The 26,996-nt window shown below is 36.3% G+C and carries 27 protein-coding genes and 1 riboswitch; of the genes, 18 read left to right on the top strand and 9 right to left on the bottom strand.

Annotation, left to right across the window (positions count from 1 at the left end; all coding sequences use genetic code 11):
* The first annotated feature begins 24 nt into the window (after positions 1 to 24).
* The 13 genes from purL (at position 25) to FC70_RS05190 (ending at position 14,666) form a co-directional block, all read left to right on the top strand.
* Entirely contained in the window at positions 25 to 2,220 is a 2,196-nt protein-coding gene (purL, locus tag FC70_RS05250) for a phosphoribosylformylglycinamidine synthase subunit PurL (RefSeq protein ID WP_057889948.1), read from the top strand.
* Positions 2,205 to 3,683 (top strand): amidophosphoribosyltransferase, encoded by a 1,479-nt coding sequence (gene purF / locus FC70_RS05245; RefSeq protein ID WP_057889947.1) that lies wholly within the window; start codon positions 2,205 to 2,207, stop codon positions 3,681 to 3,683. The genes purL and purF overlap by 16 nt, the downstream gene beginning before the upstream one ends.
* Positions 3,676 to 4,716: a phosphoribosylformylglycinamidine cyclo-ligase gene (gene purM / locus FC70_RS05240; RefSeq protein WP_057889946.1), complete on the top strand. Its 1,041-nt coding sequence runs from the start codon at positions 3,676 to 3,678 to the stop codon at positions 4,714 to 4,716. The genes purF and purM overlap by 8 nt, the downstream gene beginning before the upstream one ends.
* Positions 4,709 to 5,287: a phosphoribosylglycinamide formyltransferase gene (purN, locus tag FC70_RS05235; protein WP_057889945.1), complete on the top strand. Its 579-nt coding sequence runs from the start codon at positions 4,709 to 4,711 to the stop codon at positions 5,285 to 5,287. Before purM ends, purN begins: the two co-directional genes overlap by 8 nt.
* A gap of 36 nt (positions 5,288 to 5,323) precedes the next feature.
* A complete protein-coding gene (gene purH, locus FC70_RS05230) occupies positions 5,324 to 6,853 on the top strand; it encodes a bifunctional phosphoribosylaminoimidazolecarboxamide formyltransferase/IMP cyclohydrolase (RefSeq protein ID WP_057889944.1) in 1,530 nt (509 codons plus the stop codon).
* Between the two features lie 39 nt (positions 6,854 to 6,892).
* Entirely contained in the window at positions 6,893 to 8,149 is a 1,257-nt protein-coding gene (gene purD / locus FC70_RS05225; RefSeq protein WP_057889943.1) for a phosphoribosylamine--glycine ligase, read from the top strand.
* Positions 8,150 to 8,284: 135 nt separating this feature from the next.
* Positions 8,285 to 8,662, top strand: coding sequence for a GntR family transcriptional regulator (locus FC70_RS05220; protein ID WP_057889942.1), 378 nt, complete (start codon positions 8,285 to 8,287; stop codon positions 8,660 to 8,662).
* A complete protein-coding gene (locus tag FC70_RS05215) occupies positions 8,655 to 9,368 on the top strand; it encodes an ATP-binding cassette domain-containing protein (protein WP_057889941.1) in 714 nt (237 codons plus the stop codon). Before FC70_RS05220 ends, FC70_RS05215 begins: the two co-directional genes overlap by 8 nt.
* Positions 9,361 to 10,167, top strand: coding sequence for a hypothetical protein (locus FC70_RS05210; protein ID WP_057889940.1), 807 nt, complete (start codon positions 9,361 to 9,363; stop codon positions 10,165 to 10,167). Before FC70_RS05215 ends, FC70_RS05210 begins: the two co-directional genes overlap by 8 nt.
* 123 nt (positions 10,168 to 10,290) lie before the next feature.
* Positions 10,291 to 11,187, top strand: a complete 897-nt coding sequence (locus FC70_RS05205; RefSeq protein ID WP_057889939.1) for an ABC transporter ATP-binding protein — start codon at positions 10,291 to 10,293, stop codon at positions 11,185 to 11,187.
* Complete coding sequence (locus FC70_RS05200) at positions 11,180 to 12,433, top strand: ABC transporter permease (RefSeq protein ID WP_057889938.1); 1,254 nt, start codon at positions 11,180 to 11,182, stop codon at positions 12,431 to 12,433. The genes FC70_RS05205 and FC70_RS05200 overlap by 8 nt, the downstream gene beginning before the upstream one ends.
* 141 nt (positions 12,434 to 12,574) lie before the next feature.
* Positions 12,575 to 13,126, top strand: a complete 552-nt coding sequence (locus tag FC70_RS05195) for a PadR family transcriptional regulator (RefSeq protein ID WP_057889937.1) — start codon at positions 12,575 to 12,577, stop codon at positions 13,124 to 13,126.
* 1 nt (position 13,127) lies between these two features.
* Positions 13,128 to 14,666 (top strand): MFS transporter, encoded by a 1,539-nt coding sequence (locus tag FC70_RS05190; RefSeq protein ID WP_057890289.1) that lies wholly within the window; start codon positions 13,128 to 13,130, stop codon positions 14,664 to 14,666.
* A 65-nt stretch (positions 14,667 to 14,731) separates the two neighbouring features.
* Here the strand turns inward: FC70_RS05190 and FC70_RS05185 are convergent, their stop codons facing one another.
* Positions 14,732 to 15,178 carry a universal stress protein gene (locus tag FC70_RS05185; protein WP_057889936.1) on the bottom strand — a complete coding sequence of 149 codons (447 nt, stop codon included), beginning with the start codon at positions 15,176 to 15,178 and terminating at the stop codon, positions 14,732 to 14,734.
* 225 nt (positions 15,179 to 15,403) lie between these two features.
* Between FC70_RS05185 and FC70_RS05180 the strand changes: the two genes are divergently transcribed.
* The 3 genes from FC70_RS05180 (at position 15,404) to FC70_RS05170 (ending at position 17,369) form a co-directional block, all read left to right on the top strand.
* Positions 15,404 to 16,414 (top strand): lipoate--protein ligase, encoded by a 1,011-nt coding sequence (locus FC70_RS05180; RefSeq protein WP_057889935.1) that lies wholly within the window; start codon positions 15,404 to 15,406, stop codon positions 16,412 to 16,414.
* An 82-nt stretch (positions 16,415 to 16,496) separates the two neighbouring features.
* Positions 16,497 to 16,892 (top strand): hypothetical protein, encoded by a 396-nt coding sequence (locus FC70_RS05175; RefSeq protein ID WP_057889934.1) that lies wholly within the window; start codon positions 16,497 to 16,499, stop codon positions 16,890 to 16,892.
* Between the two features lie 3 nt (positions 16,893 to 16,895).
* Positions 16,896 to 17,369: a hypothetical protein gene (locus FC70_RS05170; RefSeq protein ID WP_057889933.1), complete on the top strand. Its 474-nt coding sequence runs from the start codon at positions 16,896 to 16,898 to the stop codon at positions 17,367 to 17,369.
* 260 nt (positions 17,370 to 17,629) lie between these two features.
* Here FC70_RS05170 and FC70_RS05165 read toward each other — a convergent pair whose 3' ends face one another.
* Genes FC70_RS05165 through FC70_RS05155 form a run of 3 tightly spaced genes read right to left on the bottom strand, consistent with a single transcriptional unit; the run spans position 17,630 to position 19,879 of the window.
* Positions 17,630 to 18,484: a hypothetical protein gene (locus tag FC70_RS05165; protein ID WP_057889932.1), complete on the bottom strand. Its 855-nt coding sequence runs from the start codon at positions 18,482 to 18,484 to the stop codon at positions 17,630 to 17,632.
* Positions 18,485 to 18,498: 14 nt separating this feature from the next.
* A complete protein-coding gene (locus FC70_RS05160; RefSeq protein ID WP_057889931.1) occupies positions 18,499 to 18,918 on the bottom strand; it encodes a helix-turn-helix domain-containing protein in 420 nt (139 codons plus the stop codon).
* A gap of 43 nt (positions 18,919 to 18,961) precedes the next feature.
* Entirely contained in the window at positions 18,962 to 19,879 is a 918-nt protein-coding gene (locus FC70_RS05155) for an alpha/beta fold hydrolase (protein WP_057889930.1), read from the bottom strand.
* A gap of 12 nt (positions 19,880 to 19,891) precedes the next feature.
* Here FC70_RS05155 and FC70_RS05150 point away from each other — a divergent pair, with 12 nt between their 5' ends.
* The gene (locus FC70_RS05150) at positions 19,892 to 20,827 is read left to right on the top strand and encodes an alpha/beta hydrolase (RefSeq protein ID WP_057889929.1); all 936 of its coding nucleotides are present in this window, start codon (positions 19,892 to 19,894) and stop codon (positions 20,825 to 20,827) included.
* Between the two features lie 45 nt (positions 20,828 to 20,872).
* Here the strand turns inward: FC70_RS05150 and FC70_RS05145 are convergent, their stop codons facing one another.
* Complete coding sequence (locus tag FC70_RS05145; protein WP_057889928.1) at positions 20,873 to 22,939, bottom strand: cation:proton antiporter; 2,067 nt, start codon at positions 22,937 to 22,939, stop codon at positions 20,873 to 20,875.
* Positions 22,940 to 23,149: 210 nt separating this feature from the next.
* On the opposite strand from FC70_RS05145, the gene FC70_RS05140 reads away from it, so the two are divergent.
* A complete protein-coding gene (locus tag FC70_RS05140; protein ID WP_057889927.1) occupies positions 23,150 to 23,641 on the top strand; it encodes a hypothetical protein in 492 nt (163 codons plus the stop codon).
* Positions 23,642 to 23,698: 57 nt separating this feature from the next.
* On the opposite strand, the gene FC70_RS05135 is transcribed toward FC70_RS05140, so the two are convergent.
* From FC70_RS05135 to FC70_RS05120, 4 genes are all read right to left on the bottom strand, one after another.
* Complete coding sequence (locus FC70_RS05135) at positions 23,699 to 24,028, bottom strand: magnetosome magnetite crystal formation protein family (protein ID WP_057889926.1); 330 nt, start codon at positions 24,026 to 24,028, stop codon at positions 23,699 to 23,701.
* Between the two features lie 68 nt (positions 24,029 to 24,096).
* On the bottom strand, positions 24,097 to 24,750 hold the full coding sequence (locus tag FC70_RS05130; RefSeq protein ID WP_057889925.1) for an energy-coupling factor transporter transmembrane component T family protein: 654 nt from the start codon (positions 24,748 to 24,750) through the stop codon (positions 24,097 to 24,099).
* Positions 24,740 to 26,131, bottom strand: a complete 1,392-nt coding sequence (locus FC70_RS05125; protein ID WP_057889924.1) for an ATP-binding cassette domain-containing protein — start codon at positions 26,129 to 26,131, stop codon at positions 24,740 to 24,742. The genes FC70_RS05130 and FC70_RS05125 overlap by 11 nt, the downstream gene beginning before the upstream one ends.
* Positions 26,124 to 26,705, bottom strand: coding sequence for an ECF transporter S component (locus tag FC70_RS05120; RefSeq protein WP_057889923.1), 582 nt, complete (start codon positions 26,703 to 26,705; stop codon positions 26,124 to 26,126). The genes FC70_RS05125 and FC70_RS05120 overlap by 8 nt, the downstream gene beginning before the upstream one ends.
* A 175-nt stretch (positions 26,706 to 26,880) precedes the next feature.
* Positions 26,881 to 26,970, bottom strand: a riboswitch (TPP riboswitch).
* Between the last annotated feature and the right edge of the window lie 26 nt (positions 26,971 to 26,996).

Here is a 26,996-nt window from a genome sequence, read left to right as displayed (position 1 = left end):
AACATACCAAAGGGAGAGTAACCGATGATTGAGTTGCAGCCACGTGAAATTGAAGAACAAAAATTATATCAGCAATGGGGATTGAGTGAAGCAGAATTTGATAAGGTACAAGAATTATTAGGTCGTTTACCAAATTTTACGGAAACTGGATTATTTGCAGCAATGTGGAGTGAACATTGTGCTTATAAAAATTCGAAACCACTTTTGAAACAATTTCCAACTACGGGTAAAAATATTCTGCAAGGACCAGGTGAAGGTGCCGGAATTATTGACATCGGGGATGGACAAGCGGTCGTATTTAAGGCGGAAAGTCATAATCATCCAACGGCAGTTGAACCTTATCAAGGAGCGGCAACCGGAGTGGGGGGCATTATTCGAGATATTTTTTCAATGGGTGCGCGACCAATTGCAATGTTAGATAGTCTTCATTTTGGTCCATTAGATAATGACCATACTAAATACTTAATTGATCAAACTGTTGCTGGAATAGGTGATTATGGTAACTGTATTGGAATTCCTACTGTTGGTGGTGAAATGACTTTTGAAGATGTTTATCAAGGCAACCCGTTAATGAATGGAATGTGTGTGGGCTTACTTGATTCTGTCCAACAACAAAAAGGGGCCGCAGCTGGGGCCGGCAATTTAATTTTTTATGTTGGTGCTAAAACTGGTCGGGATGGAATTCAAGGAGCAATTTTTGCTTCTGCTGAATTTAATGATGAGCAAGAATCCCAACGTTCAGCAGTCCAAGTTGGGGATCCGTTTGCTGAAAAAATGGTAATGGAAGCTTGTCTAGATTTAATTGAAAATCATGCTGATATTTTAGTTGGAATTCAAGATATGGGTGCCGCCGGTTTAGTGTCATCGTCTGCTGAAATGGGTGCCAAAGCAGGATTTGGAATGGATCTTAACCTTGATTTAGTCCCACAGCGTGAAGCAGACATGATTCCTTATGAATTAATGTTATCTGAATCGCAAGAACGGATGCTCCTTTGTATTAAAAAAGGACATGCAGACGAGGTGATTGAACTCTTTAATCAATATGAAACTGAAGCGGTTGAAATTGGCACGGTTCGGGATGACCAACAATATATTTTACATCAGCATGATGAGGTGGTTGCTAATGTCGATGTTAAGGCCTTGGTGGATGAAGCACCGGTTTATCGCAAACCAAGTTCTCGGCCAGCTCGATTGGATAAGGAGAGTACCGGATTTGAACCTGATACCTCCAAAGTAGCTGAAGTATTAATGGACTTATTGCAACAACCAGCTATTGCTAGTAAAGAAAGTGTCTACCATCGTTATGATTCACAAGTTCAAACTAATACGGTAGTGTTGCCAGGATCTGATGCCGCAGTTATTCGGGTACGGAATACTGACAAAGCCTTAGCGATGACGACGGATGCTAATCCAAGATATTTATTTTTAGATCCTCATAAAGGTGGTCAAATTGCAGTTGCAGAGGCCGCCCGTAATATTGTCGCTTCTGGCGGAATGCCATTAGGAATTACTGATTGTTTGAACTTCGGTAGTCCAGAAGATCCAGAAATTTATTATGAATTAGAACAAGCAACTAAGGGAATGTCAGAAGCTTGTCGACAATTTGAAACCCCAGTTATTTCTGGCAATGTATCGTTGTACAACGAATTTAATGGGCAAGCAATTTATCCAACCCCAATGGTTGGTATGGTTGGTTTGATTGAATCAATGGATTATGTCACGACGCAAAGTTTTAAACAACATGGTGACCTAGTTTACTTGGTTGGTGAAACCAAGGCCGATTTTAACGGAACTGAAATTCAAAAAATGCAGATGGGTCAAATTGAAGGGCAATTATTTGACTTTGATTTAGCAACTGAAGCAGCTAATCAACAATTAATTCAAGAGGCAATTCGTGCGGGACTAGTTAATAGTGTGCATGATTTAGCTGAGGGTGGACTAGCAGTGGCAATTGCTGAAAGTACTTTTGATAATGAAATTGGTGTGGATATTAAGCTAGACATGCCGGCTAGTTGGTTGTTTTCAGAAACGCAATCAAGATTTATTGTGTCAGTATCAAGTGAATTACAAGCTGATTTTGAACAATTAACTGGTGCCAAATTAATTGGAACCACCGGTGGTCAGCACTTAGCTATTCAAACTAATAATTCAAAAATTAATCTAGATGTAACTACAGCAAAGAAAGCGTGGAAGGAGGCACTTGCTTGGCAAATGAAGTAAAAAGCTTAAATGAAGAATGTGGCATCTTTGGAGTTTGGGGTGATACTCAAGCGGCGCAACGAACTTATTTTGGCCTTCATAGCTTACAACATCGTGGTCAAGAAGGTGCGGGAATTGTTGTGCGTAATGATGATGGCAAACTAGTCAGTCACAAGGGAATTGGCTTATTGGCGGATGTCTTTAATCAGCAATCAACGATTGATGAATTAGTGGGAACGGCTGGGATTGGACATGTTCGTTATGGAACGGCTGGTAGTAATGGAATTGAAAATATTCAACCTTTAAATTTTCACTACACGGATTATGATATCTCGTTAGCTCATAATGGTAACTTAACTAACGCAGTAAGTTTGCGATTAGAATTAGAACAAGCTGGCGCAATCTTTCAATCAAGTTCAGATACTGAAGTTTTAATGCATTTGATTCAACGACAACCACAAGCAAAATTTGAAGATCGATTAAGCGCGAGTTTACGCCAGATTAAAGGTGGCTTTGCTTACTTAATTTTGACGGATCATGCATTGTATGCGGCTCTTGATCCCAATGGCTTTCGACCATTAGCAATTGGTCAATTAGAGAATGGTGCTTGGATTGTGGCTAGTGAAACTTGTGCATTAGATGTTGTGGGAGCAAAATTTATTCGGGATGTGCAACCAGGTGAGTTGATCGTCATTGATGATGATGGTTATCGAATTAGTCAATATACAACGGATACACAATTAGCCGTTTGTGCGATGGAATATATCTATTTTGCCCGACCTGATTCTGATATTTATGGGGTGAATGTGCATTTAGCACGACAACGAATGGGTCGTCAGTTAGCACAAGAAAATAAAATTGATGCTGACATTGTTGTGGGAGTACCGAATTCTTCATTGTCGGCAGCTTCGGGAGTAGCCTCACAATTAGGAATTCCAGATGAAATGGGATTATTAAAAAATCAATACAGTACTCGGACATTTATTCAACCAACCCAAGCATTGCGCGAACAAGGTGTGAAAATGAAATTATCCGCAGTTCGAGCAGTGGTTGAAGGTAAAAAAGTGGCCTTAGTTGATGATTCAATTGTGCGTGGTACTACTAGTACTTATATTGTTAAGATGTTGCGCGATGCCGGGGCCAAAAGTGTGCACTTGTTAATTGCTTCACCACCACTGAAATATCCGTGTTTCTATGGAATTGATATCGAACACACACGTGAATTAATGGCTGCCAACTACACGATTGAAGAAATGCGTGAACAAATTGGAGCTGATGCTTTAAGTTTCCTAAGTTTAGATGGATTAATTAAATCAATTGGGTTAAACCAAGCAGCGCCAAATGATGGTCTATGCGTGTCGTATTTTGATGGTGAATATCCAACCCCACTTTACGATTATGAAGCCACGTTTGAATATCCTAAAACGGCAGATCAACATGAATTAACCGCAACTTTATCGCAGGAGGTCAATACGAATGTCTAATGCTTACGAACGAGCCGGAGTGAATATTGCTGCCGGGGATGAGGTTGTTCAAAACTTAAAAAAGAAAATGTCGCAGCAAGACGGCCATGTGATTGGGCAATTAGGTGGTTTTGCGGGGATGTATGAAATGGACGATAGTCAACTTGATACGCCGGTTTTAGTTGCGGGCAGTGATGGTGTTGGAACGAAAGTTTTATTGGCATCAGCGGCAGATAAAGTTGATATGATTGGTCAAGATTTAATTGCGATGTGTGTTAACGATTTATTAGCACAAGGGGCATTACCATTATTTTTCTTGGATTATATGGCCCTAGCAGAAGTTAAGCCTGAACAAATTGATGTTATTTTAAATCGTATCCTAACTGTTTGCCAAGATAATGGAATTGTCTTGTTAGGTGGTGAAACGGCAGAAATGCCTGGTGTTTATCAACCAGGGCATTTTGATTTGGCTGGTTTTGCGGTGGGACTAGCATCTAAACGACAATTATTGAACCCGGCTAATGTCCAAGCCGGTGATATTTTATTGGGATTACCAGCAAGCGGACTACATAGTAATGGCTTTTCACTAGTCCGGAAAATTTTATTTGAAGATAATGAATTTGAATTTAGTGATCATGTTGATGGAATAAATGGTGAATTAATTGATGAATTATTAACGCCAACTAAGTTGTACGTCAATCTAATGCAGCCATTATTACAGCAGCGATTAATTGCGGGAGCAGCCCACATTACTGGCGGTGGACTATTAGAAAATGTTCCACGAATGTTACCTGCTGATTTACAGGCTGAGATTGATACAAGTACTTGGAAACACCAACCAATTTTTGACTTACTAGTTAATAAAGGTGAATTATCAGTCGAAGATCGATACGAAACTTTTAACATGGGTCTAGGAATGGTGTTGGCAATTCATACTAATCAGTTGGCAGAAGTAACTAGTTTATTGGGTGATGAAGAGTATTATCAAATTGGCCAAGTGTCAAAATTAGTTGGTGAACAACAAGTGAAATTGCTGGGAGAAAATGATGATTAATGTAGCAATTTTTGCGTCGGGAACGGGAACTAATTTTTCTGCATTGATAGCAAAAATTAATGCCAGCGACTTACCAATTAAAGTGATCAGTTTAATTTGTGATCATCCGGAGGCACAAGTCGTGCAACGGGCGCATGAAGCGAAGATTCCGGTCTGGACTCATACATTAAAAGAGTTCAACGATAAACATGATTATGAGACAGCAATTGAAACTTATTTAGCCCAATTTAAGGTGGATTTACTCATATTGGCTGGCTATATGAAGATTGTTTCACCAGTCTTATTGAGTGCTTTTTCAGGTCAAATTATTAATATTCATCCAGCGATGTTACCTAAATTTCCAGGTCGGCATGGGATTGAAGATGCCTTTGCTGCTGGTGTTACATCAACTGGAGTGACAGTTCACTATGTTGATACCGGTGTTGATACAGGGCCAATTATTGCTCAACAGGTTGTAGAGGTTTTACCAACGGATGATATTGATTCATTAGCAACAAGAATTCATCGAGTTGAACATCAGTTATATTTTGATAGTTTATGTAAGGTAATTGAACAAAAACATTTATCATAATCGAAAACATTAAAATGAATAAGGGGCATATAAAAGATGAAAACAGCATTATTAAGTGTTTCAGATAAAACGGGAATTGTTGACTTTGCAAAGGGATTAACTAACTTAGGATATCGGCTAGTTTCAACGGGTGGCACCAAAAAAGCAATCGAGGCCGCTGGGATTCAAGTAACAGCAGTTGAAGAAATTACTGATTTTCCAGAGATGCTGGACGGACGGGTTAAAACTTTACATCCCCGAATTCACGCTGGTTTATTGGCTCGTCGTGACGTTCCAGAACATATGCAAGCGTTGAAAGATCATCATATTGATACGGTTGATTTAGTCGCTGTGAACCTTTATCCATTTAAAGCCACGATTCAGTCTGAAGGCGTGACGGAACCAGAAGCCATTGAACAAATTGATATTGGTGGCCCAAGTATGTTGCGGGCGGCAGCTAAAAATTTTGCTGATGTAATTACGGTTGTGAAACCAACTGATTATAATCATATTTTAAATGCGATTCATGATGGCTCAGATGATTTTGCCTTTCGGCGTAATTTAGCGTTAGATGTTTTTCGTCATACCGCTGCATATGACGCCTTAATTGCCCAATATTTAGGGGCTGATGAAGAATTTCCAGAAAGTTTAACCCTAACTTATAACAAAGTTCAATCCTTACGCTATGGCGAAAATAGCCACCAACAAGCTGCCTTTTATGAAGATGCACTCCCCGAAGCATTTTCAATTACGCAAGCAAAACAATTACATGGAAAAGAATTGTCGTTTAACAATATTAAAGATGCTGATGCGGGCTTACGAATGAGTGCGGAATTTGATGAACCTGCTGTGGTCGCTGTTAAACATATGAATCCATGTGGTATTGGGTTAGGAACTGAGATTGGTCAGGCCTGGGATCGGGCATACTCTGCAGATAGTACCTCGATCTTTGGAGGCATTATTATTTTAAATCGGAACGTCGATTTAGCAACGGCTGAAAAAATGCATGTCTTATTTTTAGAAATGATTATTGCACCTAGCTTTGATGATGATGCTTTTGAAATGTTGGCAAAGAAAAAGAATTTACGATTAATGACAGTTGATTTTAATGCTCGTCCTCAAACAGCATTAGAAACGGTTTCAGTTATGGGTGGATTATTATGTCAGGAACAAGATTTAGTTCATGAATCGATTGCTAATTTTAAAGTGGTATCAGAAAAACAACCTACGGAACAAGAATTAAAAGCCCTTGAGTTTGCACAAATTGTGGCTAAACATGTTAAAAGTAACTCGATTGTTGTGGCAACGGATCAAATGACACTTGGAATTGGGGCCGGACAAATGAATCGGGTAGGTTCTGCACAAATTGCAATTAAACAAGCTGAAGCTGCTGAAACGTATGACCAAGCCGTACTAGCATCCGATGCCTATTTTCCAATGGGTGATAGTGTAGAATTTGCCGCTGAACACGGAATTAAAGCTATCGTTGAACCGGGTGGTAGTATTCGTGATCAAGACTCAATTGATAATGCTAACAAATATGGGATTGCACTAGTCTTTTCCGGTCGCAGACACTTTAGACATTAATTTAGTCGGGTTTGAGATAAAAATACAGGAGTTTTCATTATGGCCAAAGTATTAGTTATTGGTAGTGGTGCTCGTGAACACGCCATTTGCCGTCAATTTTTAAAAAGTGAACACGTAGAAACGGTTTTTTGTGCTCCAGGTAATCCAGGGATGCAAGCAAGTAATTTGAAACTAGTACCGATTGATGAGTTGGCATTTGATGAATTAATTAATTTTGCCAAACTAGAACACATTGACTTAACCGTTGTTGGCCCAGAAGTTCCATTACAAGCGGGAATTGTCGATTATTTTATGGCTGCTGATTTAAAAATATTTGGGCCAACTAAAAATGCCGCGCGACTAGAAGGCTCAAAAACTTTTGCCAAAGAACAGATGGAAATCGCGCAGATTCCAACCGCCGAATATCAAAACTTTTCTGATGAAATCAAAGCTATTGCATATTTAAACCAGGTTGACTATCCGATTGTAATTAAATCAGACGGTTTGGCCGCTGGTAAGGGGGTTGTAATTGCGACTGATTATGAAATGGCAATCGTCACAGTTCATGAAATGTTGGGTGAAAGTAAATTTGCGGCTGATGAAATTGTGATCGAAGAATTTCTTATTGGACAAGAATTTTCCTTTTTCACGTTTGTGAATGGTACACAGATAATTCCTATGCCATTAGCTCAAGATCATAAGGCAGCTTATGATGGTGATTTAGGACCAAATACGGGTGGAATGGGTGCGTATAGTCCGGTACCACAAATTAGCCAAGAAATTAGAGATGCGACGTTAGATACAATTATTCAGCCAATTGTTAATACGATGGCAGCAGGTAATCCGTTTTGTGGGATTTTATATACGGGTTTAATTGCTACTGATTCGGGACCAAAAGTAATTGAATTTAATGTTCGCTTTGGTGATCCGGAAACTTCAGTAGTTTTACCACAACTAAAAACCGATTTTTATGAATTACTGATTAAATTACTTAATCATGAATTGCAAGTAGTTGAATGGCAATCAGATCAAACCTATCTTTGTGTGGGTGTAGCATCTAAGGCATATCCGCAGAGCTCTGGTTCGGGAGTGAATTTGAGTCGCTTTTTAGAAACTCCAACAGATATTCAAGTCGATTTTGCTGGTACTAAGCAAGTTGATGATACCTTAGTCAGCTCGGGTGGACGAATTTTAAGTTTGGTGACGCATGCTAATAGTGTTGAAAGTGCCCAGGATAAAATTTATCAATGGCTAGATCAACAGTCGATTGATGGGTTGAGATATCGCCGTGACATCGGCGATAAAGCATATAAATAAATACAATTAAAAACATCTACTAAACCAAATTATTTGGTTTAGTAGATGTTTTTTAGTATAAGTCTTGCAATCTAAATCAATCTATATTATAGTGTAATAGTAAACTAATACACTAGTGAAAGGAGGCTGAAGACTATGCAGTTTGACGACAAAGTACCAATTTACTACCAAATAAAAAAGTACCTTTATAAAGAAATCATTATTGAACACTTAAATCCAGGGGATAAGTTACCTGCAGTTCGCCAGTTGGCAGTTGATTTAACAGTTAATGTTAACACGATTCAACGGGCAATCAGCGAATTAGTTGAAGAGGGAATCATTGTAACTCAGCGGGGGAAAGGAAATTTTGTGACCACGGATATGGAAAAATTATTTGCATTAAAACGACATGTAGTTGAAGAACAAATTGAAGTAATGTATAACAATTTAACGGCGTTACAAGTTTCACCAGATGAAGTTCTAGAATACTTGACGACCTATATAGGACAAAGAAAGGAACAAGATAATGGATAATTTATTAGTAATTGACCAACTAACTTATAAACGTAATATGCGGGTGCTGTTATCGGATGTTTCACTGACGATTCCGACGGGCTCGATTATTGGATTGTTAGGTGACAACGGCGCTGGGAAAACTACATTAATGCGGTTGATTGCTGGAGCAGCAACTAACTATCAAGGAAGTATTATTTTGGACGGTGAAGTTGATAAAACGACGATTAAAGGCATGGTTAGTTTCAGTGAACAATTATCTGGCGCTAGTAACGATGCCCGTATGGGAGATTTGGCAAAGTTCTACGATTCAATTTATCCTGAATTTAGTATGACTAATTTTAATTTATTAGCCAAAAACTTTGATCTAAATTTAAAACAAAAACTGAGCCAGTTATCAAAAGGAATGCGTCGTAACTTTGTAATTTCAATTACTTTAGCAAGACGCGCAAGATTATATCTACTTGATGAACCTTTTGATGGAATTGATAGTATGAAACGTAAAAAGATTATCGAAAATATTCTAACCTGGATGCCAGACAATGCATCAGTCATTGTCAGTGATCATCATGTTAGTGATATTGCAAACTTGTTAGATCAAGTAATTATTATTAAAGATCGAACGGTTGTTAACCAGATAGCAGCCGACAAAATCCGTGAAGAATATAATCAAAGTATTGAAGAATACTATGAAAGCTTTTATAAGGAGGAAAACGACAATGATTAGTTTCAATAAATTAACGAAAGCTTTATTTCGAGATAAAGTTCGTGTGGTGAATACTTTCGTTTCTATGGAAGTTGTTGCCTTACTTACCGGTGTTGTATTAGCATTTTTTAGTAGTAGTAAAGGCTCGTCGTTCAGTGCAGGGATTTTTGCAATTACGTTTACTATTTCATTCTTTGCTTCAGTCATTATGTTTTTTATGTTAACGGTTCGCCAAGAACGAGTTTGGACTCGTAACTTTTATCGACTAATTCCAGTTTCGAGTTCTAAATTTTATCTAGCTAATCTTGGCTCAGTATTTTTAAATTATCTTTATTTTGGAATTGCACAAGTCTTGTTATTATTGATTTTCAATATTAGTGGATTGATCAGTAGTTTTAAGTATTTAGATGAGATTGTAAAAACACTTAGTGAGGCTAAATTTCCATATCAAGTTATTTTTTCAGCAATTTTATTGATCTTTATTATGGTCATCTTTATCTGGATTTTTGTAACCTTGATTCATTTGATTGTTGAATCAATTAGTACTTTTTTACCAACGTTACATGAAAAAATTTATCGAGTAATTTTGTATGTGTTAGTATCATTTGTTGTTCTTAAAATTGCTGGTTATATCAGTAATGTAAGTAATAATTTATTTGTTGAATTCACTACTAGTTTAGATAAAGCTGATGTGGCTAATACTGCTGCAGCATCGATGCTGATGGCTTCGGGTTATTTCACCATTGCCGTGATTTTCATTTCATTTATCAACGTGTTCTTACTGAAAAAATGGGTCGAAACTGACCCACGTAGTATTTAAAAAACTAAATTTTAATGTGCCTGCAATGATTAGCTGTAATGTTTAATCGTTGTGGGCATTTTTTTTTTAGATTGTGGATATGGTATACTTTGTCCAATGGTAAATTAGTAGGAGGGGTTAACAATGTTAGAGGTTAACAAATTAACAAAAACATTTGGTTCGATGGTGGCGGTTGATAATGAATCGTTTACAGTTCGTCCAGGTGAAATTATGGGCTTAATTGGTCAAAATGGAGCGGGGAAGACCACCACGTTTCGGATGATTCTTAATTTTATTACGGCAGATCAAGGCGATATTTTGTGGGATGGGCATCCATTGACAAATAAAGATTACGATATCTTGGGTTATTTACCAGAAGAACGTGGTTTATATCCTAAAATGCGCGTTGACCAACAAATCTCGTATTTTGCCCAATTACGGGGGATGAAAGCTAAAGATGTTGATGCACAACTAGATAAATGGTTTGATCGATTTCAAGTAAAAGGGAAAAAATCTGATAAATTAAAGGATTTAAGTAAGGGAAACCAACAAAAAATCCAATTAATTACCACTTTAATTCACATGCCTAAGTTGATTATTTTAGATGAACCATTTTCTGGTTTAGATCCAGTCAATGCAAGTTTATTACAAGATGGAATTAATATGATGCGTGATTCGGGTGCCTGTATTATTTATTCTAGTCATGATATGGCTAACGTGGAAGCCTTATCAGATCGATTAATTATGTTGAAAAATGGTAAAACGGTCCTTAATGGGACAGTTGACGAAATTCGTAATTCATATGGGCGAATTAAGTTAATGATCGAATCACAATTAACTCGGGATGAACTAATTAGTTTTGAGGGCGTTGAAAAAATTAAGCAAGATGGAAATCGGTTTGAATTAATGCTGAAATCGCCAGAAGTGGGCCAAACGATTTTTACAGCAGCAACGAAAAATGGCTATATTCCAGAGTTTAGTCAACAAGCACCAACCTTAGATGAAATTTTCCGAATGAAAGTTGGTGAACGTGATGAATAAGCTAGTAATCATTATGAAACAAGTCTTTATGAAAAATGTACGTAGTACCGCATGGATTATCTTGGTTATTTCACCAATCGTCTTATTGGGTATTATGGTTGGGATTGGTCATTTAGTTGAAAATTCAAATAATGATCCAACCATCGGGGTAGTTAGTTCATCGCCCACGATTACCAAAACGTTAGCAAAATCTTTACCAGCGACAAAGGTCAAAAACTTTAAGAGTCAAACCTTAGCTGATAAAGCCTTGAATCATAAAAAATTAGATGCTGTGCTGGTAGTGCCGGTTCAGAATGGGCAGATTAATGCTAAGTTGAAAATTCGAGACGGTGGTAAAACCGTTTCAACTAAAGTAATTCAAAGTGTACTTACACAGTTACAAGTATCTGCCCAAGCTAGTAAGCTTAATTTGAATGCGGATCAAGTACAGACTTTACTGAAACCGGCAGGATTATCAACCAAAACAGTGGCCGTGAATGACGGTAAATCAGCGATTAAGAATGATAAAACAAATACGAGTAATCGGTTAATTGCACTTTCAATCACTGTGTTAATGTTAGTATTTACTATGAGTTATGGTTCGATGATTGCACAAGAAATTGCAACCGAAAAAGGTTCGAGAATCATGGAAACTTTGTTGTCATCAGTCGATGCGACAACCCAATTTTTTGGTAAATTAGCCGGGATTTTACTATTGTTGTTAGTTCATGTGTTGTTATATGCGGTAATTATTTTAGTTGGTTGGCATCCAATCATGAATTTGGAACTTGTAAAATCATTAGTTCAAAACTTTGATTTTAGTGTGTTGACCTCGATTAATGGACTGATATTTATTATTTTCTTCATAATTGCAGTCCTTACTTATTCTGTCCTAGCAGCTTTAACCGGTTCATTAGTGGCTAATCAAGAACAGGTCCAGCAAGCGGTAATGCCAATCTCGATGCTGGGACTTTTAGGCTATATCTTTGCATTAGTAGCTCAAGGTGGCGATAGTTTAGTGGTCAAAATTGCCAGTTATGTACCTTTTGTTGGGCCATCGGTGATGCCAGTTCGATTAGCAATGAGTTTTGCTACAATTGGGGATGCCATCATTAGTATTTTGATTTCAGTTATCTTTTTGGGATTATTTACTTGGTTTACGGCTAAAGCTTACAAAAGTAACGTGCTGGTCTATAATCAAAGTGGTTTTTGGAAATCAATCCGGAGCACAATTTCAATTATGCGCGCAGAACGGAAGAAATTATAAAATCGGGTTAAATAGTTAGTTAAAGTATCGTTCAGCTAGTATCTGGCTGACGATATTTTTTTTGATGAAATTACTAGTTGACAACCAGTCGAAAAGACCTATAATTATATAGGTCGGTTTGACGTATGCTTGGAGGCTATTATGTACGAATTATTAATTTTAGGATCATTGGTGCAACGTGATATGTCGGGATATAAATTACGATGTATTTTGCAGAATTCCATGATTCCACGTCGTCCCATTTCAAATAGTGTAATTTATCCAGTTTTAAAAAAAATGGCTGAACTTAACTATATTGAACTTTACGACGAAGAAGAGAGTGAACATGCGGGTAAAATGGCCCACATTACTAGTGGTGGAGTTAATTATTTACAAGAATTAATGCTACAGCCAGTTGAAATGACCGCTAAACGTGAGTCGATTTATCGTTGTAAATTGCGAGCATTAGCAGCCGTTTCATTATCAGAACAAATTGATATTTTACAAGCCTATTATCATGATGTTGATAATGATATGAAGGCTTATCGGGAAGTTGAAGATCATTTGACTGGTTTGTTATCGATAGAAGATACCAAAAAGGATTTTTTGAAGTGGAGTATTAAGAATATTGAATTAGCAATTAAGTTAACGGAAACCACCCTTGATTGGTTACGTTCAGAAATTAACGAAATAGAAGAGAGTATTGGTGAATAATATGAAAAAAACAACACTGGGTCAATGGATTGCTTTATTCGCAATGGCAATGGGCGTATTTATGGGACTGTTAGATGTAACAGTTGTCAACGTGGCTCTACCAACAATGGCAATAGATTTAAACGAAACATTTACAAATTTACAATGGGTTTTGAATGCATATACTTTGGTATTTGCGGTGACTTTATTGATCATGTCAAAACTTGGTGATATGTTTGGTCGTAAGAAAATTTTTGTTGTTTCAATGGTAATTTTTACTTTGGCATCAATTATGAATGGAATGTCGACATCATTAACCATGTTAAACATTGGTCGTGGGATTCAAGCAATTGGTGGTGCAGGAATGATGTCACTATCAATGGCATTAGTGGCCTCTAATTTTTCGGGTAAGCAACGTGGAACTGCATTAGGTATTTTGGGCTCTGTGATTGGGTTATCATCTGCATCAGGACCATTGATTGGTGGCTACCTAGTTGCACAATTTGGCTGGGAATCAATTTTCTTTATTAATGTACCAGTCGGAATTATTTCCATAGTTTTATCATTGGTCTTTATTAAAGAAACACCTAGTTTTGGTGCCAATCAAAAAATTGATTTTGCGGGAATGATTTTATCAGCCGCTGCATTATTTACCGGAATTTATGGCTTAATTCAAAAAGAAGGCCATTACGCTTGGAAGTGGCTTGATATTCGAGTAGCTGGTTGGTTGATTGCCGCCATTATTTTATTGGCGCTTTTAATTTGGGTTGAAAGTAAAATTAAAAATCCCATGATGAATTTGAAAATGTTTAAGAACCGTCATTTTGTGGGTGCCGTGATTGTCGCATTGGCATTAGGATGGGGGATTTATTCATATAATGCTTATTTAACCGCTTTAATGCAAAACTATATTGGTTATTCTGCTTTTGATACAGGGGTTCGTCAATTAGTAATTAGTGTCTGGTCATTGATTCTTGGACCACTAACTGGAATCCTAGGTTCGAGATTTTCAAAGAAACGCTTAATTAGTGGTAGCTTGTTCATTGGTGGTATCGGATTTTTGATGTTAGCTAATGCAATGACTACGAAAGTTTCATTCGTTGAGTTATGGCCCGGAATGGTCTTAATGGGAATTACCAATGGGATGGTTAATCCGCTCCTTAACACGGTTGGAATGGAAGGTGTTGCCATGGAAGAAATGGGAATGGCTTCAGGATTACTAAATGTCTTTCGTCAATTTGGAACTACTATTGGAGTGGTTAGTTTGGGATTAGTTCAAAGCGCCCAATATGAAAAGTATTTAAATGGTCATATTCATTCGATTTCAGCTTCGACTGATGTAGCCGATAAAATTAAAGATGCCTTAATTGAGGCGGGACCATTTTCGGGTCATGCGATTGCCTTTAGCGATAAAATGAACTTAGCTCCATTTGCGCATGATTTGCAACAAGTTGTACTACATGCATATGATAACGGAATGACTGCTGCCACCTTAGTTTCAGCTGGAGTTGTCTTTGCAGGAGCTATTTTATCAGGCATATTACTGAAGAAAAATAGTTAACATTAATCACATAAGACAAAAATAGAGCTAACTAAAATAAAATTTAGTTAGCTCTATTTTTTGAATTATTTAATTTTAACTACGAGAACATCATTTTTAGAAATGCGGTTAACGTAAGTGGTTACAGAACCAACCATGAATCGTTCAACGGCTGACATCCCAGTCGTTCCAATAATGGTTAAGTCAGTACCATGATCTTCAGGAAATTCACGAGCAATAACTGGTTTAGGATTACCAAACCGAACGTGAATGCTAACATCGGTTAGTCCAGATTCGGAAGCTTGTTTCTTCAAACTAGCTAGTCTGGCTTCAATGTCTTCAACCAAACTATAAACGACATCACCACTAATTGCTCCACCATAACTATCGCTGAATTGATTAATCTCAACGACGTTTAAAATATCTAGATGTGAACCATTTTCTTTAGCAATTTGAATTGCCCGTTCAATAAGTTGAGGTGTTGCTTTAGAACCATCAACTGGTACGAGAATTTTTTTATATTGTTGTGTCATGTTGGAAACCCTCTTTCAGTTATGTTTAATTTTATTATACTATTCTATTAGGAAAGTGTAAGCCCTTTCGCTAAAAAATATCTAATTTAATGGTCATTTTTGCATTTAAAGGATAATTAAAGTGTCTTTTAACAACAACTTTAGCTACAATGTTGTAATCGGTTTCATCAGGTGGTAAACTCAAAGCGTTAAGAAATTAAACTTTAGAGAAGAAGAGGTAGGGATATGCGTTATATTGCAATGAAATCACATAATATTGGTGAAAACTTGGCGACTGAACAATATCTAATGAACAATAAAGATTTTGGTGAGCCATTACTATTATTTTATTATGAAGAACCATGTATCATCGTTGGTCGGAATCAAAATACGCTAGAAGAAATTAATCAAAAATACGTTGATGATCATAATATTCGCGTAACCCGCCGTCTTTCTGGTGGTGGAGCAGTTTATCAAGATTTAGGTAATCTATGTTTTAGTTTCGTAGTTGATAGTAATAGTGAAGATTTTGGTGACTTTAAATCATTTACTAAACCGATTGTTGATGCCTTACATGAAATGGGAGCAACTACGGCCGAAGTAAGTGGGCGGAATGACATCTTGGTTGATGGTCGTAAGTTCTCTGGTAATGCAATGTATACTCGTAACGGCAAGACCTTCTCTCATGGAACTTTGATGTTGGACGTTGATTTAGATGTTGTTGGCAAAGCATTGAATGTACCCGAAGATAAAATTAAGTCAAAGGGAATTAAATCAGTTCGTTCTCGAGTAACTAATTTGAAGCCATTCTTGGCTCCAGAATATCAAGATATTACAGTTCCTGAATTTAGAGATACCCTCTTGAAAAAGTTATTTAATGTTGATGATTTAGCTGAAATTAAAGATCAAGAAGTTGTTATCACACCTGATGAACAAGTGAAAATTGATCAAATTTATAAAGATACTTATGATAACTGGGATTCAGTATATGGTAATTCACCAGAATTTACAGTTAAAAAGCGTCAGCATTTTGATATGGGAACCGTTGATGCTCGTATTAAAGTTGATGATGGAAAAATTGAGAACATCAAGTTCTATGGTGATTTCTTTGGCCCAGGGGATGTTGATGCTCTTGCACAAGCACTGAATGGACAAAAGTATGATCGAACAGTTATTAAAGGTATTATTGATAACATCGATACTGCACAATATATTGTTGGTGTATCAAAAGAAGAACTGGTTGATTTATTAGTTTAATGATTTAAGAGCCTCAACTGAGGTTCTTTTTTTATGATTATCATGTACAATAGAATTACTTTAAAAAAATGGAGCGATTAAATTGAAATATCATAAATTTGTTTTCCTTTACCTATCAGTTTCAACAGTAATCTATTTTATTGTCAATATTATTATGGATTTATATAATGGTACCAAAATATTTAGTGCTGACGTAATGCCTAACTTTGGCATCATCTTAGCCTTTTATTTAATCTGTATTATTTGTAGTTATAAAGAAATGCGATTTTCAGCATATCTAACAATTTTTATGTTGATTGTGTATTCCTTTACCTTTGGTGGGGTGATGATTATGACTGCTAGCAGTCATATGAGTATCTTTACCAAAATAATTATGGATGTGTTAAGCTTAGCTGGATTGGCATTGAATGTTTTATGCTTCATTGCGGCCGGTAAACAACGAGCTACTTATGTAAATCCAAAATTAAAAGGGAAGTAAACCATGCAAATTAAAATACAACAATTTATGGACGATGTTTTAGATGAAAAAATCACTGCTAAAGTAGTGAAAACTGATCTTGCAACGATGCAACAAGTTGATACAGTGAAAATGGGATTGGATTTTATTGCCAAGACCACTAGTAACAATGAAATTGCCCAGTATAACTGGGTGGTTGATATGTCAGAAGGTGAAAAAGTCAGTATTCGCATCGAAACTAGTGTAATTAATTTGCCGTTGGAAGATACAAAAACAATATCTAAAATTTTAAATGTTGAAGATGAAGCGGAAATGAATGTTTATCTGATTGCTGAGACACCAGATATGAATAAATCTGGGTTACGAATTGATAAGGTTGCTTCGGTAATGGCCGTACAAGATGATATTGAAGGCGTTTCTCACAGTGCTAGTAATTGGGTGAATGATCAATTAGCAGCAATTGTAGAAATTCGTCAAAATAAAGATACTGAAGAATAATATTCTTAGTTAAATGAAACTTGAATTGTAGTTAAAACCTGTTATACTTATTGTTATGCGATGAGTCGAATGGTCAGGCAATCTTTTGATTGTTTCGCGCAAGCGATTTAATGACATTCACATGGGACACATATTCCTGACGTATTCAGGGTGTTCGGCGGTAGGAGATTGTGGAATCAAGTATTGCCTGAGATAACTTCGGTTATCAATACATTAAAAGAGACATACTAACAAACTTTGTTTGTCAGTATGTCTCTTTTTTATTTAACTAAATATACCTGTTCATCAATGAGATCAAAACTATGATAATTAGTATTGAGTTGATTGCGATCATCAGAATCAATCAATTCGGCCTGCTGCCAAAAGGCTGTTGAATTAGTTGCACCATCCTTCTCACCAATCACAATTAGTTGGATATTAGGGTATTCTTTTCGGATAAGTTGTAAAATATCCCAATCAGTTTGTTGGGTATCTGGCGCCCAAGATAAGACAATATATTGAACTAAATTACCATATTTTTTAACTGATTCCAAAGCATCTAAATTTTCAACTGAGGTAACAGCAGGTAGGATAGTTTTAACCTTAGCTTGCCAATCAAGATTGTCAGTTGTAAAAATTTGCTGATTAGGATTTAAATTGCGAAGTCCTTTTGAAATAAAGCCACGACCAGCCATCAGTTCTAAAACGGCACCATTACAGGTAAATGAGGCCAAACTTTTAATGAAGGGGGCATTGATATAAGCCCACATTCCATAGGTTGATTCAAGATAGTCACGATAGTTTCTTAGCAAGGTGTCTAATTTAGGTAAGACCTCAGAAAGTTGATCCCAGAGGTTGTCGCCAATTACGTCACCAGCTGGATAATCATCAGCTATTTTTTGATAAATTTGGTCTTGAATTGTATCGGGTAGTAGTAATGGTGGTAATGGTTGAGGTAACAAGCCATTTTTTAGGAGACGATCACTTTCTAAAACATTATTAATTAAAAATTTAATGACCGGGTAATCAGCAAATAAAGTTGCATAGTTACTTAGTTCAATAATGTAATCAGCAGGCTTTGATTCTTGACGGTCACGATGTTGTTTCTTTAATTTCTTTAGCTGTTTTGGATTCATGAAATAATTCCTATCTATAAATCTAAATCTAATTCTTCTTGTGAGGAATTAGTATTATAAAAACGTTCGGTATCACGGCGGTTTTGACGACCATGGACATAGCCATCAATTAGTTGGAAAATTTCATATCGGTCTTCGCTAGTTAAGGGTGTATGGTTAAATGAAAGATCTTTTCCGGAAACAAATAAGCGACCTAAGTCAGTGTCATTTTGATCGGTTTTTCCAGTTAAATAATCTAAGCTTACATCAAAGAATTCAGCTAGTTTTCGGGCTTCAATATATGAAGGGGTTCGAATGCCACGTTCCCAATTTCCGATTTGTGAGGGAGAGTTTTTACTCTCACCATCGGCTAAATGTTGATTGAGTGAAGTCGCTAGTTCTTTAAGCGTAATATTTTGTCCTCGTCGAAGTGCCCGTAATCGTTCAGGGAACATAAAATTCACATCCTTAATTAGTTATCTTGTGACTATTTTACCACTATTTGAATAGATTGTTTGTCAGCCATTGATTGAGATAACGATATACGTCTGGTCGATTGGTTTCGTTCAGAATTTCATGACGTGCATTTTCAAATATTTTAAGCGTAACTTGTTTGAATTTGGCGTTGATGAGTAAGTTAAAATGATATGCGGGGCCGATTCCAAATTTACCAACGGGATCTTTTGACCCACTAGTAATGAGGATGGGGCATCCGCGACGAACATTATCAACCCAATGTTTATTTGTGGCGATTTTTGTTAGAGACATTAAAGTGAAAAAGCCATTGTTAGTAAAGATAAATCCTGATTTAGGGTCATCTTCATATTGCTTTAAAATAGTTGAATCGCTGGTTAACCATGAAAATTTAACATGTTTATTGAAGGTCTTGGAAAACGATCCAAAAGAAAGTTGATCAAGAAAATGTCCTGTTTTAGTTGGACTAACTCGATTTAAAGTTTCAATTATTGGCCATGCTGGTGTTAATTCAGGGTGAGTTGCGCTGCTACCAATGATAATGGCACCATCAATTTCATAAGAAATATTTTTTAAAATAGATTGTAAAAGCATTGCCCCCATACTGTGTCCAAGCATAACATATGGTAAACTAGGATTATCATTTTTAGTTAAGTGCATTAAGGTAATTTCATCTTGTTGAAGATTTTGAACCGGATGTTGATTACCAAAGTAACCAAGTTGTGAATGATTAGCAGTTTTACCATGGCCAATATGATCGTCGCCAATGACAATCCATCCTTGACTGGTGAGGTACTCAGCGAACTCATTATAGCGGTTAATATGCTCAGCCATACCATGGATGATTTGAATAATCCCAACTGGCTTAGATGTTGGACTCCATTTTTTAGCATAAATTTTCGTCTGACCATCACTTGATGGAAAATTAAATTCGATAGACACGGGTGAACTCCTTTGAATAAAAAGTATTTATACATAATTATATTAGTATTTTTGGTGATATGCACAGGATTTGTTGTGGCCTCGTTATATTTTTTTCATGAGGCGGTAATTCCTTCGCACAAGAGCTTTTTAAGTGATACAAAAACTTTGAAAAAATCAGATCCATTGTATAAACAAAAAAAGTGGTATTTAGATGTTGATAAGCAAACATGGACAATGAAATCGGCAAGTGGAAGCTTGAAGCTAGTGGCAAACTATATCGCAGCTCAACAACCATCTAATAAAACCGTAGTCATTGCTCATGGATTTATGGGTAGTAAAGAAACAATGGGAGCGTATGCTTATTTATTTCATCAGTTAGGTTATAATGTATTACTACCTGATGCACGGGCCCACGGAGCTAGTGGCGGCCAATATATTGGATATGGCTGGCCAGAACGTAAGGATAATGTGAAGTGGATTAATAAAATTATTGCTACTAATGGCCAAAATTCTCAAATTGTCATGTTTGGCGTTAGTATGGGTGGTGCGGCAACGATGATGACCAGTGGAGAAAAACTACCATCACAGGTTAAGGCATTTGTCGAAGATTGCGGTTATGATAATACGCGAACCGAAATTGCCTATCAAGCTAAAGAACTTTATCATGTTCCAAGTTTTCCGTTAGTTTATATTGTTAGTGGAATTAATAAAATTAAAAATGGATTCTTTTTTGGTGAAGCTAGTTCTGTCAAACAATTACACAAAAATGATCGTCCAATGATGTTTATTCACGGTTCAGAAGATAAATTTGTTCCAATTTCAATGGTGTATCAGAATTATGATGCTACTCGTGGACCAAAAGAACTATGGGTTGTTAAAGGAGCTAAACATGCAGCTTCACTAGATCATGAAACAAATAAATATCAGCTTAAAGTTAAGACTTTTTTGGCGAAGTATGTGGAATAAGTTCTTGAAAAAATGGTGAGTAAATTTAATTTACTCACCATTTTTTTAATTTAAGGACTGCATATAAACTAGTTCATCCGTTGAAATTTGCTCGTTTAACTTATTGGCAACACTAGTTGAAATACTACCGCTTGCGAGTAAGTTTTGAATGTATGAGTGTTCGTATTGGAAAGCCTGTATAAAGAGGTTGCCCATTAAGTCATCATCTAAATCTTCACCACTTTGATATTGTTGTAATAGTTGATTATAATATTCCAAAATAAAATTAATTTCGTGAGTATTCTCTTTATCATCAAGCGTTCGTAGATATTCTTGAACAGCTTGTGTAGCTTGAATGATAATTGATTGCATTTTACTACGCGTAATTTTACTGCGTTCTTGTAGCTTAAAGTCACTGGGACCTTGTGGCCGAACACCATTAGGTTCATGTAGTGTGTGTTCACGTGCCTGTAATTGTTGTTGGGTATTTTCATCTATATTGCCGCGTGTTTGTAACATTTGTTGACGACGAGCTTGCATTCGATGGTGTTGCCGTCTGAATTGTGATTTACGACGTAGATTACGATAAATAAATTTCGAGGTTGCGACAAAGCCGTGATTACTAAATAAGGCTAATGACTTACGCAAGATTCTTTCGGAAATTAATCTTTCAGAATGAGTGATTTCATCGTTGTCTTCTAACTTATCTAAAGTATCAAGTTCAACTTGGTGGACCTGATCAATTAATTTAACATATTTTTTTCGATCTGGTTGGGTCGTGAATGACCTGGTTTGACTATCAATGGTGCTACTTACTCGATCGACTTCTTTCGATTGAGGATTCGAATTTCTTAGTTGTGACTCGGCATAATAAATTAGGTCGCGGAACAAATTCGATAGTTCTTGTTGATTGAATTCTTCTTTTTTCTTTGGAACGATAAATGGAAAGACAACGGTTGCGACAATTAAACTGATTAAGATAACCGTGGCAGTGACAAAGATTAATTGTCCACGTAATGAGGTCAAAGTAGCATTAACTCCAGTTGGAATTGAAAAGGCCATCGCAAGGGCAATCGTACCATGGACACCACCAATAGCAGTGATGATTGCGCTATTAGTGTCTGATTTGACATTATGTGCAAAGTTAAATTTAATCCAAAGGAACCGAATACCGGTAATTAAGATATAAATGAGCAGGCCACCTAAAAGTAACTTAGAAATATCTTGAACACCGCGATCAGCCAAAACGGATGGCAAAGTTGCCCCGAGTAAGACGAACACAAAACCGTTTAAAACATCAGCAATAATTGCCCAAGTGGTAGTAGTAACAATTTGCAATTTGGTCGAAGTAAGTCGTAATCTAGTTTGGAAGATTGCAAAAACTAAACCAGTTGCAACGACGGCTAAAATTCCTGAGACGCCTAATTCTTCAGCAACCCAATAAACAAATAATGGAGTCATAATTTCGATGGGAACAATGATTGCACTAATATCGGTATGCGTTCGTGTTAAATTTAAACGTAAGGCGGTGATTAAGTAGCCTAAGATAAAGCCGACGATTATCCCACCAAAAAAGGTTTTACCAAAATCAAGGACACTACCAAGTAATGAAAATTCACCAGATATGATGGCGGACAGGGCTAATCCGAATAATACGATTCCAGCGGCATCATTAAATAAAGATTCATGTTCTAAGGCTTGATCTACATCAGCTGGTACTTCCACGTTACGAGTAATTGACGATACTGCAACAGCATCAGTAGGCGTAATAATGGCTGCTAACATGAAAGCAATTGGTAAGGTGGCAGCACCCCAAATCCAGTTAATGAAAAATCCAGCAATAATTACCGTAACAATTGATAAGCCGACTGATAATGATAAAAGTGTGGATAAATTGTTTTTTAGTGAACGTAAAGATTGGCCCTTGCCATCTTTAAACATTAATGGTGCAATGATAATTAGCATGAAAATTTCTGGATGAATCACAAAATGATGGAACTGTGAATCAAGTGAAAGTATAAGGCCAGCGGCAATTTGATATAATGCTAACGGAATTTTTGGATAAATAAGGTTAACGATATTGGCTACAATGACAGCAAGTAAAAGTAAAACAACCATTAAAATGATTTCCATAATAAACTCCTCAGATGGTAATAATTAGCCCCATTATACCAAAGATGAATTGAATGTTTATATAATTATATTAATAGATTGAAGGGCTGTAATTAGCTTAAATTTAATAGCACTAGTATTTTGAACTGATAAGTTTTAAAATTGTAGTTATCTAAGTAATTGGGAATGTTGCATAGATGAAGTAATATGTTGAGTAACGGGAGGTGCTTTATGGATTACAGATATGGGATTGGTCGACAAATTAGTCGCCAGGAAGCAACACAAGATGGAATTCCGTTCGACGAATTAGAGCTATTTAATTCTAAGACCCGTTTGGGTGACCAAAAGGCAGTTGTGGCTATTTTAAAGTTTTTGCAAGCTACTGATAAATCTGTTTCTTGGGATGCTTTGTTAAAGGGTGCCACGAATGATGAATTATTCTCAGATGATGAAAGAGAAACTAATTTAAAATTTATTCGTTACAATATAATATTAGCAATGCGTAATCTGGAAGTAGCTGGTTTTACTAAACGAATTGATGAAAGTACGTTTACCCTAACAACTAAGGGTAGAGATGTTGTATTATCAACGTTTGATGTTTGGCAAGACGTCTACCGCATTTCAATTGTTAGACTTTATCATTTAAGAGTTAGTAACGATGAATCAGAAAAATTAAAATATGAAGTTATCTTCAAATTTAAAATTAAAAATCGAGATAATTAAGTCCAAAATAAAAGCAATCACCGTTTAAAAATCGGTGATTGCTTTTATTTTTCATGGCTATGAAATGAAGATTTTTACCGCTTTAACAATGTTGTAGATAAATAAGACAAAGGAAACGATGGCTAAGATTCCCACTAAGATGATTGACATCCAGCCGACATGGGCCACGTTATTCGTAAATAACCCGACAGTTCCTAATGAAATCACAGCCATTATTGATAATATTACTGGAATTACATGCAGCCAGAATGCGTGAACTGCATGGTATCTCATTTCTTTTCGCTCGCCCGCTAGTAGCCAGACGATGATTGGAAAAATGATGGGGAGAAATAGGATACTTAAGTAGCTGAAGCCATTCACGATTTTATTTGCTTGGTTGGTTTCCATAAGTTTATCTCCTCTCGTTTAATATCTTTATTTTACCAATATTAGACGTGATTCGCAAAATTTGAAGTTCACGGAAGCATTAATAAGAGGGGTTGAATAATAAATAAGGGAACAAGCAAATAAAGCCAGTCGGTGTGCTTAATGGAGATTTTATGAGCATAGGTTCTTGCGGTATCTTCTACGTAGCCATGGGAAATCATCGCTTGAGCTAATTCATCTGACCAATTTAGTGCAATTAATAAGGCCTTGAAATATAATTTGGGTGACCAAAATGATAATCGGATACCACGCATCAGGGCAGCCTTTTGTAGTGTTAGGATAGTTAACCGCATTTTAGGCAAGACACCAAAAGCCGCTAAACTGCCATATGCAAATTTAGATGGTAGATTTAAATTTTGTTCAAGCGAACGAGCAAGTTCAAGTGGTGAATTGATTAAAGTGAATGAAGTGCCCAGTAAGACATAAGCAAACATTCGTGTAAATAAGACTAATGCAAAATGATAATCATGTGCAGGAGTGAAAAAAGCAATCGTGATACTTAACGCAACCGCAGGAACGATTGGAACTAATAATATTATGCCTAAGGTTTTGGTTGGAATTTTATTGATTATTAAATACAGCAAACAGATTATAATTAACAAACAGTTAGTGATTAAACTGCGTGTAAATGAAATTTCAAAAGAAATCAAAATGATTAAAATTAATTTAAAACTAGGATTCATGATGTGTCTCCAAATAAGTTAAATGTTGCCGTTCAAAATGTAATTGGTGATCAACGAAGTTATTTAATCCGCTGATTTGATGACTGATAATGATAATAGTTTGCTGGTGTTGACCACGATAGCCATTAATAATTTGGATGATTTGATGAATGGAATTAATGTCTAGTCCTTTTAAAGGTTCATCAAGTAACATGATTTCAGGCTCAACAATCATCATTAATAGTAATTGCAGTTTCTTTTTTTGACCTTCACTTAAGGTGTAAACTACCTGATCTAATAGGGCTAATAAATTTAGTTTAGTTAGGCATTCCTTAATTACTTCATCATTAAAATAGTTAGTTTTACGATGCTGTTTGCTCAGTTCAAGTTCTTCACGCATGGTAACTGTTAGAAATTGATTTTCAGAATCTTGAAAAATTAGTGCTACTTGTCGTGCATATTTTTTGGCTTTAATTGACTGAATATCAACGTTAGCTAGTGTAATTTGACCGTGATACTTCATTAGTTTGGTCATTGATAAAAATAATGTTGATTTGCCAATACCGTTTTCACCGGTGATGAGGGTGACTTTATTTTTAGGTATTGGCAGTGAAACTTGATTCAGTAATTTGTGATTTTGAATGGAAATATTTAGTTGATTAAACATAAATGATATTGAACTATTAGAAGCAGGTTTAGTACAGTTAATAGTGGGTGATTGCTGTTCAAATTCTGTGAGCAGTTTACGGCCTTCATCGTGTAATAAAGTCTGAATATCATGATTTTTAATGGTATAGATATTGTTAACGATGGACTGATAACCTAGCAAGTCATGATCAGCAATAATGATCGTTTTATGTTTATCATCGCGAAGGCAAACTAGTTTATTAATTAATTCGGTCCGTGATTTAGGGTCGATACTGGCAAAGGGTTCATCTAACAAAATAATATCACGGTCCATAGCAATCACGATGGCCAAGGCGACTTTTTGCTTTTCACCACCAGATAGGGTATTGAATTGACGATCAATCAAATGTTGAACTTCACAAAAAGATAGGGCAGAAATTATTTTATTGGGGATTTCACTTGGATTAGTGCGTAAATTTTCAAGAACGAATTCTAATTCATGGCGTGGTGTATCAAGGGTGAATTGATGGTTAGGATTTTGGAAGACAAGACCAACGGTTAATTGATTTGGGATTGTAATTCTACCGCGAGTAATTTCACCACCAAAAGTTGGTAATAATCCGGTTAATATTTTTAATAAAGTTGATTTACCACTACCAGATGAACCAACTAGTAAGGAAAATTTACCTACCTCAAATTGAGCCGTCATATTTTCAAGAGTTGGAACATTTGGTTGATAGCTAAAACTTAAATTTTTAATGTCAATGTTAGACATTAGTGCCTCCAAATTTGGTTAAAACGTGGCTTCTATCAAGTAAAGCAGCAATCATTTTGGTTAGGATACCACCAAAGAAAAAGATTGAGATAAAGCGAACGATGAACAATAAAATTAACAAGTTAAAACTAAATTCGGTGTAGCCATTTTTAAACATGTCCCAACCAAAGGTAATGATGGTTGTAGTTAGGCATGAAAGGGTTAGCGAAAACCAGTTGTATAGCTTATAACCAGTTAGAGTAAAACCTAATTCGGCGGCAAGCCCTTGAATTGTACCGGAAATTAGAGTTGAAGCACCCCATTGACCGCCGAAAAACATTTCACCCACGGCCGCTAAAAATTCACCCAGAAAACCAGCACCAGGTTTTCGTAGAATAAACCCAGTTAATGGCCCAGCCATTACCCAAATCCCCATGTTAATATCATTGGCCATTGGTGCAAGCCCCATGGGGGTTAGGATGACCGTGAGAAAATTGTAAATGAAGTTAGTACTAATGAAAATGGCACCAAAAGCAATACCAATAAGAGTGACGAAAATAATGTCGCGAACGTGATAATGATTACTTAGATTCATAATAGAATCCTCCAAAAATGTATTATCAAATAAAATTAGGAGTATGATCATAATTTTAAATTAAGCAAATTAATGAATCATATTTTTGAATTTAATAACTATTTAAACTCAATTATCAAAAAAAGCGACTCTCCGAGTGTAAAAGGAGAGTCGCTTAACAAATTTGTTAGTCGAGTTAAATAAAAGGTTATCTCCCTTCGCTGGTACTAACCAGAGCAGGTTCAATGGGTATATCTCAGCCAAGCAGGCACCCCAGATGTAATATTTGATTAATGCAAATATAGCTTATTT

The organism is Paucilactobacillus oligofermentans DSM 15707 = LMG 22743, assembly GCF_001434315.1.
Taxonomy (GTDB): Bacteria; Bacillota; Bacilli; order Lactobacillales; family Lactobacillaceae; genus Paucilactobacillus; species Paucilactobacillus oligofermentans.
This window is presented reverse-complemented; position numbering and strand designations above follow the sequence as displayed.